The organism is Cecembia lonarensis LW9 (genome assembly GCF_000298295.1).
In the GTDB taxonomy this organism is placed as follows: Bacteria; Bacteroidota; Bacteroidia; order Cytophagales; family Cyclobacteriaceae; genus Cecembia; species Cecembia lonarensis.
This window is the reverse complement of sequence record NZ_AMGM01000092.1, coordinates 1-13,803: the sequence shown is the minus strand read 5'-3', so window position 1 is coordinate 13,803 and position 13,803 is coordinate 1. Positions and strand designations below refer to the sequence as shown.

The following is a 13,803-nucleotide window of genomic DNA, read 5'->3' as shown; positions in this document are numbered from 1 at the left end:
AAATTATTATTAATGAAATGAATTATCCAAATATAATGAATTTTTTGAGGTCATAATGTCATTAAAAAAAATGAATTATCCGTAAATTACGGTAAAAATACGGGCGATATGGGAAAGTTTGAAAAAGGGAATGCAGGAAGGCCAAAGGGCGCAAAGAATAAAATCAATGGCCAGATGAGAGATTTAATACAAAGGCTATTTGATGACAATTTCGACACGATCCAACAGGATTTGGATAATTTGGAGGCAAAGGACCGTTTGAAATTCTTATCCGATTTGTTGCCGTACTTATTGCCAAAGCTTCAATCCACCACACACTCCACAGAAATAAATTTAGACAGCATGAGCGAAGAGGATTTGGATTTATTGATAAATCATATTGTCAATGAATAGCGATGCTAAGAAGACGGTTTTAAAGGCTTTTAGCCATGGTCATATTTCGAGAGATGAGGCAAAAAAATTAATTCTCTCAAATGGGGATATAGTTTTGAATTTGTCCAATAGTGGAGGCGATGACATGAGCGATGCAATTAATAAGATCCTCGACAGGATACCAGCTATAAAGGCATATTTCAAAACTACTATATATTTAGGTATTGGTATAAAGCCATGAGGGAAATAAAGAATTTCAGAGCCACGGTATTAAAGGCACTCCACCACGGGACAATATCAAAGTATGAGGCAAAGGAATGTTTGATAAGGGGAATTGGCAAACAGGAACTGCCTATTTTTTTTGATTTTGAGCCTATGGAATCAAGCCTTAAAAATTATGTTACTGGATTGGAAAAAATGGGATTAATAGAACCTTTGATAAGATTGGAAGATGAATAAATCAGATAAGACAAAAATCCTTGAGGCTTATTTGAATAAGACCATAGACAAAAAGGAAATGAAGTGTTTACTCAAGCACGGCAAAGCAATTGCACCGATTGAATGGGTTTACACAAATGAGGATGAAAGAAAACGGCAGGAAGAAAAAAGGGAATTAATCAGTAGGGTTTTTGGACATTCATTCCCAAAGATTGAATGGGTTTAATTTTTCGATGTTATTAAAAGAATTATATCATAGATTTTTAAAGCTTATAAAAAGGACCAAATCAGACAAAAATAGACACTAAAAAAAACCAGCTTAAGAGCGGTATTTGTGTGCTAAGGGCTGTTTTTTGTGCAAATGGTGTGCAAATGAAAAAGGCACTTCGAGTAAAAAACCCGTAAGTGCCTGATTTTCAAGCTCCCCCTCTTGGGCTCGAACCAAGGACCCCATGATTAACAGTCATGTGCTCTAACCAGCTGAGCTAAGGAGGAATTATATTGTTTTGTTAGACGCTTTCGTCTAATGTGATGCAAACTTAGCAGGTTGATGTATTTTTTCCAAATATGCACCTCAAAAAAAATGACTTTTCGCACCTAAAAAGCCTATTTGAATTCAAAATCAGCCACTTATTTTTTTGGATCCCTGGGTTTTTTGAATTCATCCACTTTGGATAAAAGCTTATTGTAAATATAAGTCACCCCAAGAACCATCAGTCCGGCAATCACAGCCAATAAAACATTGTAATAAGCTGGTGCAGATAAGGTCAGCCTCAGAAATATGGTGGCCAAGGCAAAAGAGGAATACCGGAAAAGGTTATAATATTTCGTAGTATAGCGCAAGGAAAATAGCAGAATGAATACATCCGTAAATATCAGCAGGGTATAGAACAATTTGATGCTGTAAATAAATTGGTGGTTTTGGTAGGCAGAAACAATATCATAAACCCCTAGCCCAACAAAAGAAAGGGTCAGGTAAATTGACAAGAGTTTTTTTATACCGATAAACCCTTGCTGCTCCTCATGACTTCCCGTTATCCGGAAGTGTTTTTGGGCCCGGTAAAACAATCCAGTAATCAGGAAAATCAAAATAGCACCAAAGGCGTCGGATATAATCGGTAGCAATTCCAGCAAAAACTCCACTTGCCAGTTGACCTCTCCCAGATAATGACCAAATTCCTTGAATGCATCCCTGAGTAAAACCAGAGAAATGATTTCAAACTGCTTTCCTACCGCATCGGCAACAGATTTAGGAATCAAAAAGATCAAGCCTAATACTTCAAAAATCAAGAGTACATTGAATGCTAACTCTATAGCAAAGAAAGCACTGTAACCGGTACTGATTTGGTAAATATCCAGATAAGCCAATAAGCCAAAAACAAGACCTGCCAAGAAGAAGGCCACCACAATATTGCTAATGGATTTGGATACCGGCCCTGTTTCCCAACGGGATTCGAGATAGTCAAAAACCTTGATCTGCCATTTGAAAAATTGTTTTAACATCATATTTTCTCGAAAGGGTCATAATTTTAACAATTTACCAAAATAAAAAGGTTGAATGGTTTTCTTTGGGATAAAAATCACATTAAATTAAATAGCTCAAAGCATTGTCACCTACATTCGATAAAACCAGCAGTCAATTATGGAAAAGTTTACCCTCATCATTAATGGGAATAAGCAATCGGTAGAAGTCCAACCCGATATGCCTTTACTTTGGGTTTTGCGTGATATACTTGACCTGAAAGGAGCCAAATACGGCTGTGGTCAAGGGCTATGCGGAAGTTGTACAGTCTTATTGGATGATGTGGCCATCCGCTCCTGTGCCTATCCGGTTTCAGAGGTGGGAGACCAAAAAATTACCACCATTGAGGGATTGTCCAATGAGGGCAAACACCCTGTCCAAAAGGCATGGGTGGAGCATGTGGTGCCCCAGTGTGGCTACTGCCAAACAGGGCAAATCATGAGTGCGGCAGCTTTGCTGAAAAGAAACCCTAAGCCATCTGAGGAGGAAATTGAATCGGCTATGGCAGGGAATTTATGCCGCTGCGGTACTTATAACCGGATCAAAGAAGCCATTCTTACCGCATCCAAATCTTATTGATGTTTCACCCAAAAGACTTAACCATGTTGCCAAAATTTCCTTTTCTGAAAAGCAAAGCGCCCGAAAATAAAAGTAAAGTATTTGTCCCATCCCGTAGAGATTTTCTAAAAATGGGTTCTTTGGCCACAGGAGGCTTTCTTTTAGGTGTAAACTTCCAATGCAGTGGCCCAAAAGGAGAGCTCATCACCTTTGCTCCCAATGTTTATCTCAGCATAGACTCTGACAACCAAGTGACCATCATTGCGCACAGATCCGAAATGGGAACTGGGATACGGACCTCCCTGCCCATGATTGTGGCGGATGAACTTGGAGCGGATTGGAGCAAAGTGAAGATTGTTCAGGCAGAAGGGGATGAGGAAAAATACGGAGATCAAAATACTGATGGTTCCTATTCTGTGCGGATGTTTTATGAACCCATGCGTAAAGCCGGGGCTACGGCAAGACATATGTTGGTGGCTGCTGCAGCAAAAAAATGGAATGTAGATGCATCAGAATGCCGAACAGAGATGGGGCAGGTAGTTCATTCAGGGGGTAAAAAAATAAAATTTGGGGATCTGGTAGATCTTGCCCAGGAAATTGAAATGCCGGACCAGGAAAGTATCCAACTCAAAGAGTTTTCATCTTATAAATTGATTGGTAAAGATATTGCCATTTATGATAACCTGGATATTGCTACGGGGAAAGCTGTTTTTGGAGCTGATATAGACCTTCCTGGGATGCAAGTTGCCGTGGTCAAGAGAAGTCCGGTGATCGGTGCTAAGGTAAGAAGCTTTAATGATCAAAAGGCACTGGCTGTTCCAGGAGTGACAAGGGTAGTGAAAATTGAAGGAGCAGGTATCCCTCCGGGTTTGGATAAGGCTTTGGAAGGAGTGGCCGTGATCGCTGACAATACCTGGGCGGCGATCAAAGGAAGAGAAGCTTTGGAAATTGAATGGGACCTAGGGCCTAATCAAGCCTATGACTCCGAACAACAGTTAGAAGAGATGTTGGCGAGTACCAGCAGAAATGGTCAAATAAGGAGGGAAAGGGGGAATTTCAATGCAGCCAGACAGCAGGGTGGGCAGGTCATTGAAAGAACCTATCTGGCACCTTTTTATGCGCATGCAACGATGGAGCCACCGGCAGCCATTGCCCATGTTCACGGAGATGGTACCTGTGAAATCTGGGCCCCTACCCAGCATCCGCAGTGGGCGAGACAAGCAGTAGCCCAAGCGTTAGACATCGATTATCAGGATGTCAAAATGAATATCACTTTACTAGGAGGTGGTTTTGGAAGGAAGTCGAAGCCTGATTTTATCGTGGAAGCGGCATTACTTTCCAAAGCAGCCAAACTTCCTGTTAGGGTTCAATGGACCCGGGATGATGACCTGCATCATGATTTCTATCATGCCCAAAGTGCCCAACGTATCAGGGCGGTGTTAGACAGGAATGGTAATTTGAGCGGTTGGAATCACCATACCGTTTTCCCTGCCATCGGTGCAACTGCGAATGCAGATGAAGTCCATCCTTCTGATGGAGAATTAGGCTTGGGCTGTATAGATTTTCCTTATGAGGTGCCCAATATCCGGATTGAAACACACGAATCTAAAGCTCATACCCGTATTGGTTGGTTACGATCCGTAAGCAATATCCACCACGCTTTTGCCATTAGCTGTATGTTGGACGAGGTGGCTGAGGCCAAAGGGGTAGATCCTGTTGATTTCCTAATGAGTATGTTGGCTGAGGATAAAAACCTAACGTTCGAAGGGGAGTTGAAAGGAGATTTTGGTAATTATGGTGAGCCTTTGGACAAGTTTCCATGGAATACCAGGAGGTTAAGAGGAGTCATAGAAAAAGTCGCCCAAGCATCCAATTGGAAACAGGCAGTAGCTGATGGGAAAAATGTGGGGTTTGCAGTGCATAAAAGCTTTTTGACTTATGTGGCATGCGTTGTTGAAGTGACTAAGGCAGATAATGGGCAACTCATCATTCCAGAGGTACATTATGCGGTAGATTGTGGTATCGGTGTCAATACAGACCGTATCCGATCACAGTTTGAAGGTGGGGCACAGTTTGCCACCAGTTTGGTGCTGACTTCAGCTATCACGTTAAAAAATGGCAAAGTCCAGCAGAATAATTTCGACGGCTATCAGATCATCAGGATGCCTCAGGCACCCAAAAAGACTCATATTCACCTGATAGAAAGTATGGAAAAACCGACAGGGGTAGGAGAGCCGCCAGTACCACCCTACATTCCTGCGCTATGCAATGCCATATACAAATTAACGGGTGAGCGTATTTACCGCTTGCCATACAAAGCTTAAAGAACTCCCCGCGCCAGGAGGCATTAAGTGATTTAATTTAAAAAGTTTTCTGTTCAAAACCTTTGGGTGTGCCTTGGTGTACCCAAAGGTTTTTTATTTAATGATGTAACCATTCCTAGGGGGCTTCACGTTTGATTTTAGAAATCTCATGTCCGTCCCATGAAATCCTGGATCAAAAAGGCCCTTATCATCATCATTTTTCTTCCGATTGTCTTGATCGGTGTCACAGCTGCTATACTTGTTTTGAAGCAGGAAGCCATTACTCAGAAGGCCATCACGGCAGCCAACAGTCAGTTTGTTGGCAAATTGACCGTTGATAATAGTAGGGTGTCTGTCCTAAGTGAATTTCCCTATATTTCCATAGACCTTAGAGGTGTTGCTTTTTTTGAAAATAAGGAGAAAGATACCAGGCCATTTTATGAGGCAGGACATTTGTACCTGGGCTTTAATGTTTGGGACATTATTGGGGGGAACTACAAAGTAAAAAGTATTCGCGTCAGTGATGGACATGCAGATGTGGTCAAATATCCCAATGGTGATATCAATATCCTCTTGGCAAAGGGTATAGAAAGCAGAACACGGGAAGAGGAAGGAGAAATGGTTGGTTTTGAACTCTCAAAAGTGAAAGTTTCTAATTTTACCATCTCCTTTGAAGACAAGTCCGATACCATGTCTTATCGGGTTGAGATTGATGACTGGAAAAGTAGTATTCGAAAAAGGGAAGATAATTTTACCTTTGATTTAAAAGGAAATTTGATTTTTGATTTCCTGCGTCATGGGAAGCCTACATTTTTCTCAGAAAAAAATATCCATCTGGACCTTGATCTAAACTTTGATACCCAACAACAAGTGTTGCAATTGATGCCTTCAAGGATCGGGCTGGAGGAGGCTTTATTTGCTGCCAACGGAAAAGTTGACATTCTGGAAAAAGGGCTGGACATGGACCTGAGGTTAGAAGGTCAGAAGCCGGATTTCAATATGTTTGGGGCATTTTTGCCCAAAGGGGTGGCCGAAGCACTCAATGAATATCAAAATGAAGGAGAAGTCTTCTTCAAAGGTACAGTAAGAGGTCTTTTGGCAGAGGGCAGTACGCCGGCTATAGCCGTAGAGTTTGGGTGTGAAAATGCCTTTTTCCAAAGGGCTGACAATAACCTAAAAGTAGATGAGCTGAGGTTTTTTGGGTTTTTTACCAATGGTTCGGAAAGAAACTTAAGGACTTCTGAATTGCAGGTTCAGAATTTTAATGCCCGACCTGAACAAGGGATTTTTCAGGGGGATTTGACCATCCGTAATTTTGAAGACCCCTATGTCAAAGTGAAATTGAAAGCTGACCTGGATATGGAATTTGTGGGGGACTTTTTTCAGTTGGAAAAATTTGAAGGGATCAGTGGACAGGTTTTGCTCAGCATGGATTTTGATGAACTGGTGGACCTGGATGCCTCTGCCACAGACCTTGCCCAATTGAAGCAAAGCATACAGACTGAGTTGGTATTGAGAAACCTCAATTTCAATGTAACGGATTTCCCTTATCCCATTTCAAGTGTCAATGCCTATGCTGTCATGCAGGATGGAGCCTTCAATTTGCGGAATTTGGATTTTAGAATCAGTGATTCAGATTTTGGTTTTAAGGCAGAGGTCAGTGATCTGCCAGCCATTTTCCATCGCTTCGATAAGCCGGTAAAAGTAAGTTTGGAGGCCAATTCTAAGAAAATGGATCTTGCCCAACTGCTCAATAAGGAGGATAAAAAGGAAAAAATACATGAATTCAATACCCGTTTTGTTCTGAATGCAAAAGCAGCGGAGTTGTTTGATTTTCAGTACCTGCCCAAAGGGAATTTGGTCTTGGAGAAATTCCAGGCCAGGTTGGAACATTACCCGCATAAACTTGAAAATTTCAAGGCGGAGCTGACCATAGGAGAAAAGGAAGTTGCTGTGAAGAATTTTTCTGGCAAAATAGACCAGTCTGATTTCAGGTTAGATGCTACTGTTTACAATTACCCCAAATGGTTTCAGGAAGAGTTGGCAGGAAATTCCAGTATAGATTGGTCTTTACAGTCCTCCAAGTTGAAAGTCAATGACCTCTTGACTTACAATGGTGTCAATTACTTACCGGAATCTTGGGCAAAGGAAGTCTTTTCTTCTTTGGATTTACGGGGGAAGCTTCATCTTTATTTCCGAGATGGATTGCAGGGAGCAGATTTAATACTCCATCAATTAACTGGAAGAACGCAGTTACACCCTTTGAAATTGGAGCAATTTAGAGGAACAGTCAATTGGGAAAGGGATTACCTGTCCATCAAGGATTTTGGAGGTAAAATGGGACAGTCGGAGTTTGCTTTTGACCTGGGGCTCAACCTGGATGATAGTGTTCAAGTCAAGAAAGATTACTTTCGTTTTCGGGCTGCTGCCCTGGATTTGGATGCCCTCTTGGGTTTTACGGGATTTGAAGAAGATACCAACCATGCAGAGGCCTTTAATATTTTCAAAATCCCTTTCAGGGACATGGAATTTACGGCAGATATCAAGAAGTTGAATTACCATTATAATTGGTTGGAAGATGTAAAAGGCAAAGCCCGAACGACCAGTAATCACTTCCTACATTTGGACACCTTAGGGCTTAGGGTTGTTCAGGGAAGCTTGGGCATGAAATGCTACCTCAATGGATCCAATCCAGAGGAGATTTATTTACATGCCCAAATGCAGGCTGATAAGCTGAATATTGACAAGCTCTTGTTCAAGATAGAAAATGCAGGGAAGGATATCATGATCAATGAAAATCTAAAAGGGGAGATATCCGGTACCATCGAAGGAAGGTTTCTGGTGTATCCTGATTTGACCCCCATCATCGATCAATCTGACGCAAAGATCGCATTGACGGTTTATGATGGTAGCCTAGTGAATTTTGCTCCGTTTTTAGCACTTTCAGATTTCTTTTCAGATAGAAATTTAAACAGGGTCAGGTTTGATACCCTGACCAATACTTTTGAATTGAAGGAAGGCGTATTGCATATCCCAAGAATGAATATCAATTCCAGCCTTGGATTTTTGGAAATTGCCGGGCGTCAAAGTTTAGACTTGGACATGAATTATGAGATTCGTGTTCCTTTAAGCTTGGTCAGTCAGGTAGGTTTCAGGAGGTTATTCGGTAATAGGTCGAGAAATGAAATTGACCCTGACCAGGAAGATGCCATTGTGTTTAGGGATACCAACCGCAGGGTTCGTTTTCTGAACATTAATATGCAGGGAAGGCCGGATGATTTTAGGGTTTCTTTGGGAAGAATGCGGTAGTTAGATTTTTGACTTTCTGAAAATGCCGATTTGAGAAACTGCAATTAGCAGCATCTAGTACCCGTCACTCTGAGATTTTAAAAACAAAGGTTTGCTGCTGCCCTGCTATGTTTTCTATGTCGCTATGTGGCGGATTTTTTCAGCCCCAAACATAGTACATTTAGTTTTTCAAGAGCTAACTGTCTGGTTTTAAAAAAAAGGCTTGGTGTCGCCAATCTATCCCCTATGCATGGGACAAGTTGTTTAATAGTTCACTTTCCCAATTCGGGGAAGAATTTCTTTTGATTTAGGAAACCCTTCTCCCGAGCCATCGGGATCAGGGCGACGGTTACTCCTATCTGTCAATGGTATCCCGAATTCCTTGGGATCAGAATGACGGCAATGAACATGTCATCCTCGTTTCTTTACGTTTTCCTAAATGTTAAATAATCAGGATGCCCCCAAAGGCTGATCTTCACAATCCACATCTCCCACTACATATTGTAATCCACTCAAAAAGAATTGGAGTAAGTCGGGATTTTCAAAACTCTGGGCATTGTGTGAAGGGGAGCAGTACATCACTTTTCCCTTGCCTTCAGCCCTGATCCAGGCCACATAGGTTTTTCCGGTCTTGGCAGGCTCCCTTTGGCCCGTGATCTCTTCATTGTTAAAATAGAGCAAAGGTCTAAAGTCCTTATCTTCATAGGCATTGCTATAAAAATAGGGCTCGTCAATATGCTTGAATCCTTCTTTTGGGAAAACCTGTACCATGGGATGTTCTGGATCAACCAAGCGGATCTGAATGGGTTGCTGGGGAGGATGGTAATCGAAGCTTGCACCAACCAAGCGGCTAAAGGCCCTGGACTTATTTTGGGTAGTGATGCCTCCATGGACCACCATTAATCCTCCGCCATTTTGGACATATGCCAACAAGTTATTTTCTAATTCTAAAGCCTTTTGCATCAAGTTTAGGCTGTCAGCATCGGATTCAGCTCTTAATTTATCCCAGAAAAGATTACGGTGTTCAGGTTTTGAACAGGTGTTATTCAATACGACTGCATCAAATTTTCCCAGCTTTTCCGGTTCAAATAAGTGGATATCTTTACTGTCCACGACTTCAAATGCCCCACTTTTTTCACTGATGATCCGGATCATTTCTGAAGTATGGGGGATCACCCAATGTTCAAAACCAGTATGTAAGGAAAAAACCAGAATCCTTTTCTTTTCAGAAACAGGAAAACTCGTTTTTGCTGGAGCCAAGCCACGGATTTTTTGTTTCCAGACATCATCTAAAGGGACTACAGGTAAATCTTGGGAATAAGTAGGGCGCACAGATCCGGTCAGAACTAGCATTAAAGTGGATATTATTCCAATAATCCTAAAATCGGGATTTTGCATGGCAGCTTTCGATATTTTGTATAAATTCATAAGTCCAAACCAAATAACCTAAAAACCTATGATTTTCAAAAGACTTTTCTGTGGAATGGCTTGCCTTATAATATTGCCAGTTTTGGTTTTTGGCCAGGAAATCCAATTAAGGGAATCAGAAAAAGGGATAGATTTTGTATTCGAAGATAAGGTCTTACTGAGGTATCAGACAGCCATGGCTCCGGTTCCTGAAGGCGTAGATGCCCAATTCAGCAAATCCGGATTTATCCATCCGATATACTCTCCATCAGGGCAGGAGCTTACCCGCATACAGCCCCCTGATCATTACCACCATTATGGGGTATGGGGGCCCTGGACCAGGACATTAGTGGAGGGAAGAGAAGTGGATTTTTGGAACTTGGGTGATGGACAGGGTCGAGTGGATTTTGCTCATCTTTTGGCTTCTAAGGAGCATGCAGAATATGCTGAAATCGTGCCCAGGCAAAATCATATTGATCTATTAGCACCCAAGGGAGCACAAGTGGCCATTGAAGAAGATTTGGGAATAAGGGTATGGAACGTGGGGGATAAGCGCTATGCAGTGGATTATACTACTGAAATTTCAACGCCATTGAGCAGTCCGGTAATCTTAGATGCCTATCGTTATGGTGGGGGGATAGGGTTCAGGGCAACAGCAAGATGGGGTACGGATAACAGCCATATCCTGACTTCAGAGGGAAATGACCGCAAAACAGCCGATGGGAGTTTTGCCAAATGGGTGATGGTCTTTGGGGAATCTGACGATCCATCAGGTCAAAGCGGTATCCTTTTTCTCAGTCATCCGAGTAACCGGGCCCACCCTGAACCTATGCGTGTTTGGCCTGAAGATTTTTATGACGGGGTTGGAAATGTCTTTATAGAGTTTTGTCCCATCAGGCATGAAGCATGGGAAATCCTGCCTGGTAAGACCAATACACTCAAATATAGGATGATTGTATTTGACGATGACTTGACCGCAGAGGAGGCCGAGGCTTATTGGAATGAATTTGCAAAATATTAAAACCTTTATAGGAGTAATCTATGAAAAGAAGAGATTTTATCAAAACTACCGCTTTATCGGGTGCTGTATTGGGTTTTCCAACCATAGTACCTGCATCGGTATTTGGGAAAAATGCACCCAGCAATAAAATCCATATTGGTCAGATCGGTTGCGGCCGAATCGCAAGAGACCATGACTTGCCAGGAACTTGGAAGCATGATGTTGGTAGGATCGTGGCTGTTTCTGATGTAGACAGCAAAAGGATGAAGGAGGGTAAGGAGTTGGTAGAAAAATATTATTCCGACAAAATGGGGAAACCCTACATGGATGTCAAGCAATATGGAGATTACAGGGAAATGCTCCTGGATAAAGATATCGATGCCGTGATTATCAGCACCCCTGATCATTGGCATTCCCAACCTGCCATGGAAGCTGCATTGGCAGGCAAACACATCTACCTGCAAAAACCCACCTCACTCACCATCAAGGAAGGCAGGCAGTTGACAGATTTGGTAAAAAGAACCGGTGTGGTTGTGCAATTAGGTACCCAACAGCGCTCCAGCCCCCAGTTTAGGATAGCGGCTGAATTGGTACGTAATGGGAGGATTGGGAAACTGCATACTGTTCGCATAGGGCTGCCAGGTGATCCATCTGGTCCGGAAGCAATTCCAATGACAGTGCCTAAAAACCTGAATTTCGACATGTGGTTGGGCTCTACACCAGAATTGCCCTATTCTGAAATTGGTGTACACCCACAGGAAGGTTATGACCGTCCTGGCTGGTTGAGACATGAAAACTATGGGGCAGGAATGATTACCGGTTGGGGGCAGCATCATTTTGACTCTGCCGCTTGGGGCATGGATACCGAACTCACCGGACCAAGATATATTGAAGCAGTTGCAGAATTCCCTAGATCGGGTTTTTGGAACGTGCATGGAGACTTTATGGTCAAGGCGGAATATGATAATGGGATTACCATGTTGACCAGTGGAGGTTATCCCAATGGCATTCGTTATGAAGGAACAGAGGGATGGGTGTGGGTGTCCCGTGGGAGTTATGTAGCCTCTGCCAGTGACCCGGTGAGTCAAGGTGAAAGCGCCAAAGCCTTGGATGCCTCTGACCCCAGATTATTGGAATCGGTCATTGGCCCCAATGAAATCCATTTATACAAAAGCGAAGATCAACATGGCAACTGGCTGGAATGTATCCAAAGTGGAAAAGAGCCCATTTCTCCTATAGAAGTTGGGCATCGGTCCTGTTCCGTTTGTTTGATCAGCCATGTGGCCATGAAAGTGGGCAGAAGATTGGAGTGGGATGTGAATGCAGAAAGATTTGTCAATGATGATGAGGCCAATGCACATCTAAGCAGGCCCCAAAGAGCACCTTATGGAACAGATTATGTTAAAGTTTAAAAGTATCAAAGTTTGGGCAATTCAAGTGTTGGGATTACTCGTTTTGCTCCTTTTAGCCAATTGCTCATCCCCAAAAAAAGACAGTATGGAGGAAAGTGACAAGGTGGTATTTATGAGTTTGGACCCTGGGCATTTTCATGCCGGGCTGATCCATAAATCCATGTATCCTCAGGTTGATTCTACAGTATATGTTTTCGCTCCAGATGGTGCGGAACTCAAAGATTTCCTTCAAAGACTTGAAGGGTTTAATACGAGAAGTGACAATCCTACCGCCTGGAATGTGGAGGTTTATAAGACGCCCGATTACCTCAATCAGATGATCCAAAGGAAGCCCGGGAATGTGATGATGGTAGCCGGTAAAAACGACCATAAAATAGATTATATCCTGGCGGCAATTCAAAATGGAATACATGTCTATGCAGATAAACCATTGGTGATTGATCAAAAAGGCTTTGAGAAATTAAAGCAGGCATTTGGCATTGCTGAGATGAATGACCTCTTGCTTTATGACATCATGTCCGAGCGCTTTGAGATCACTTCCATTTTGCAAAAAGAACTGTCCCTGATCCCTGAAGTTTTTGGCACTTTGGTGGATGGGACACTGGAAGAGCCGGCAATTACCAAGGAAAGTGTACACCATTTTTTCAAATATGTTTCTGGACAGCCGTTGATCCGTCCGGATTGGTTTTTTGATGTGACCAAACAAGGGGAAGGCTTGGTCGATGTGACCACGCATCTGGTAGATCTGATCCAATGGGCAGCCTTTCCAGAACAGGTTTTGGACATGTCAGATGTGGAGATGCTTGCAGCTAGAAGGTGGTCTACTCCTCTTTCGGTCGAAGAATTTCAAAAAGTTACGGGAAAAGCAGATTTCCCTGAGTTTTTACACAAAGACCTTAAAGACGGTCAGCTTCAGGTCTATGGGAATGGAGAGATGCATTATACTTTGCGGGGCAAGCATGCCAAGGTCAGTGTGATTTGGGATTTTCAGGCACCAGAGGGTGGGGGAGATACCCACTACAGTGTGATGCGGGGTACCAAGGCCAATCTGATCATCCAACAGGGGGAAGCAGAGGCTTTCAAACCCACTTTATATGTGGAGTTATTGGAGGGACAGGAAAAAGAATTGGAACAAGCTATCCGTGTCAGCCTTCAAGGAAATTACCCTGGGCTTGGATTGGAGAAGTTGTCTGATGGAAAATACCTGATACAGATTCCTGATAGTTACCATGTAGGTCATGAGGCCCACTTTGCCCAGGTGACGGAAAAGTTTTTGGAATATTTCCAAAAAGGCAATATGCCCGACTGGGAAGTGCCCAATATGTTGGTGAAGTACTTTACTACTACAAAAGCGCTGGAACTGGCGAGGCAAAATCCATAAAAAGGAGGGTTCTTTAACCGTAAAAGATTTTTTCACAAACCACAAAAGACACAAAAGGAACACAAAAGTTAGATTTATTTTAGAAGCGAGAAGTCAGCTGTTCGGGATTTGTAATCCCGAAC

Annotated in this window: 12 protein-coding genes and 1 tRNA gene; 10 read left to right on the top strand and 3 right to left on the bottom strand. The window is 42.6% G+C overall.

The features are described 5' to 3' along the window. Positions 1–108 precede the first annotated feature (108 nt). Genes B879_RS17940 through B879_RS17925 form a run of 4 tightly spaced genes read left to right on the top strand, consistent with a single transcriptional unit; the run spans position 109 to position 1,036 of the window. On the top strand, positions 109–393 hold the full coding sequence (locus B879_RS17940) for a hypothetical protein (protein ID WP_009186633.1): 285 nt from the start codon (positions 109–111) through the stop codon (positions 391–393). Beyond that, positions 386–613 (top strand): hypothetical protein, encoded by a 228-nt coding sequence (locus B879_RS17935; protein WP_009186632.1) that lies wholly within the window; start codon positions 386–388, stop codon positions 611–613. The genes B879_RS17940 and B879_RS17935 overlap by 8 nt, the downstream gene beginning before the upstream one ends. Then, positions 610–831, top strand: a complete 222-nt coding sequence (locus B879_RS17930; RefSeq protein ID WP_009186631.1) for a hypothetical protein — start codon at positions 610–612, stop codon at positions 829–831. The genes B879_RS17935 and B879_RS17930 overlap by 4 nt, the downstream gene beginning before the upstream one ends. Next, on the top strand, positions 824–1,036 hold the full coding sequence (locus tag B879_RS17925; RefSeq protein ID WP_009186630.1) for a hypothetical protein: 213 nt from the start codon (positions 824–826) through the stop codon (positions 1,034–1,036). The genes B879_RS17930 and B879_RS17925 overlap by 8 nt, the downstream gene beginning before the upstream one ends. Before the next feature lie 195 nt (positions 1,037–1,231). On the opposite strand, the gene B879_RS17920 is transcribed toward B879_RS17925, so the two are convergent. After that, positions 1,232–1,305, bottom strand: a tRNA-Asn gene (locus tag B879_RS17920). A gap of 135 nt (positions 1,306–1,440) precedes the next feature. Next, positions 1,441–2,316, bottom strand: a complete 876-nt coding sequence (locus B879_RS17915; protein ID WP_238542167.1) for a hypothetical protein — start codon at positions 2,314–2,316, stop codon at positions 1,441–1,443. A 136-nt stretch (positions 2,317–2,452) separates the two neighbouring features. On the opposite strand from B879_RS17915, the gene B879_RS17910 reads away from it, so the two are divergent. From B879_RS17910 to B879_RS17900, 3 genes are all read left to right on the top strand, one after another. After that, positions 2,453–2,911: a (2Fe-2S)-binding protein gene (locus B879_RS17910; protein ID WP_009186628.1), complete on the top strand. Its 459-nt coding sequence runs from the start codon at positions 2,453–2,455 to the stop codon at positions 2,909–2,911. Beyond that, a complete protein-coding gene (locus B879_RS17905) occupies positions 2,911–5,214 on the top strand; it encodes a xanthine dehydrogenase family protein molybdopterin-binding subunit (protein ID WP_009186627.1) in 2,304 nt (767 codons plus the stop codon). Before B879_RS17910 ends, B879_RS17905 begins: the two co-directional genes overlap by 1 nt. 159 nt (positions 5,215–5,373) lie before the next feature. Continuing rightward, entirely contained in the window at positions 5,374–8,502 is a 3,129-nt protein-coding gene (locus B879_RS17900; RefSeq protein ID WP_009186626.1) for an AsmA-like C-terminal region-containing protein, read from the top strand. Positions 8,503–8,931: 429 nt separating this feature from the next. On the opposite strand, the gene B879_RS17895 is transcribed toward B879_RS17900, so the two are convergent. Further along, entirely contained in the window at positions 8,932–9,834 is a 903-nt protein-coding gene (locus B879_RS17895; RefSeq protein WP_009186625.1) for a ThuA domain-containing protein, read from the bottom strand. A gap of 103 nt (positions 9,835–9,937) precedes the next feature. On the opposite strand from B879_RS17895, the gene B879_RS17890 reads away from it, so the two are divergent. The 3 genes from B879_RS17890 (at position 9,938) to B879_RS17880 (ending at position 13,681) form a co-directional block, all read left to right on the top strand. Then, positions 9,938–10,909 (top strand): DUF6807 domain-containing protein, encoded by a 972-nt coding sequence (locus B879_RS17890; RefSeq protein WP_009186624.1) that lies wholly within the window; start codon positions 9,938–9,940, stop codon positions 10,907–10,909. Between the two features lie 20 nt (positions 10,910–10,929). After that, positions 10,930–12,300, top strand: coding sequence for a Gfo/Idh/MocA family protein (locus B879_RS17885; protein WP_009186623.1), 1,371 nt, complete (start codon positions 10,930–10,932; stop codon positions 12,298–12,300). Positions 12,301–12,385: 85 nt separating this feature from the next. Next, positions 12,386–13,681 (top strand): putative oxidoreductase C-terminal domain-containing protein, encoded by a 1,296-nt coding sequence (locus B879_RS17880; RefSeq protein WP_009186622.1) that lies wholly within the window; start codon positions 12,386–12,388, stop codon positions 13,679–13,681. Positions 13,682–13,803: the final 122 nt, after the last annotated feature.

What these genes read in the sequence shown, in the direction of transcription:
- B879_RS17910 (WP_009186628.1), top strand. Translation starts at nt 2,453, where the DNA reads ATGGAAAAGTTTACCCTCATCATTAATGGGAATAAGCAATCGGTAGAA.
- B879_RS17900 (WP_009186626.1), top strand. Translation starts at nt 5,374, where the DNA reads ATGAAATCCTGGATCAAAAAGGCCCTTATCATCATCATTTTTCTTCCG.
- B879_RS17930 (WP_009186631.1), top strand. Translation starts at nt 610, where the DNA reads ATGAGGGAAATAAAGAATTTCAGAGCCACGGTATTAAAGGCACTCCAC.
- B879_RS17915 (WP_238542167.1), bottom strand. Translation starts at nt 2,316, where the DNA reads ATGATGTTAAAACAATTTTTCAAATGGCAGATCAAGGTTTTTGACTAT.
- B879_RS17890 (WP_009186624.1), top strand. Translation starts at nt 9,938, where the DNA reads ATGATTTTCAAAAGACTTTTCTGTGGAATGGCTTGCCTTATAATATTG.
- B879_RS17925 (WP_009186630.1), top strand. Translation starts at nt 824, where the DNA reads ATGAATAAATCAGATAAGACAAAAATCCTTGAGGCTTATTTGAATAAG.
- B879_RS17940 (WP_009186633.1), top strand. Translation starts at nt 109, where the DNA reads ATGGGAAAGTTTGAAAAAGGGAATGCAGGAAGGCCAAAGGGCGCAAAG.
- B879_RS17885 (WP_009186623.1), top strand. Translation starts at nt 10,930, where the DNA reads ATGAAAAGAAGAGATTTTATCAAAACTACCGCTTTATCGGGTGCTGTA.
- B879_RS17905 (WP_009186627.1), top strand. Translation starts at nt 2,911, where the DNA reads ATGTTTCACCCAAAAGACTTAACCATGTTGCCAAAATTTCCTTTTCTG.
- B879_RS17895 (WP_009186625.1), bottom strand. Translation starts at nt 9,834, where the DNA reads ATGCTAGTTCTGACCGGATCTGTGCGCCCTACTTATTCCCAAGATTTA.
- B879_RS17880 (WP_009186622.1), top strand. Translation starts at nt 12,386, where the DNA reads ATGGAGGAAAGTGACAAGGTGGTATTTATGAGTTTGGACCCTGGGCAT.
- B879_RS17935 (WP_009186632.1), top strand. Translation starts at nt 386, where the DNA reads ATGAATAGCGATGCTAAGAAGACGGTTTTAAAGGCTTTTAGCCATGGT.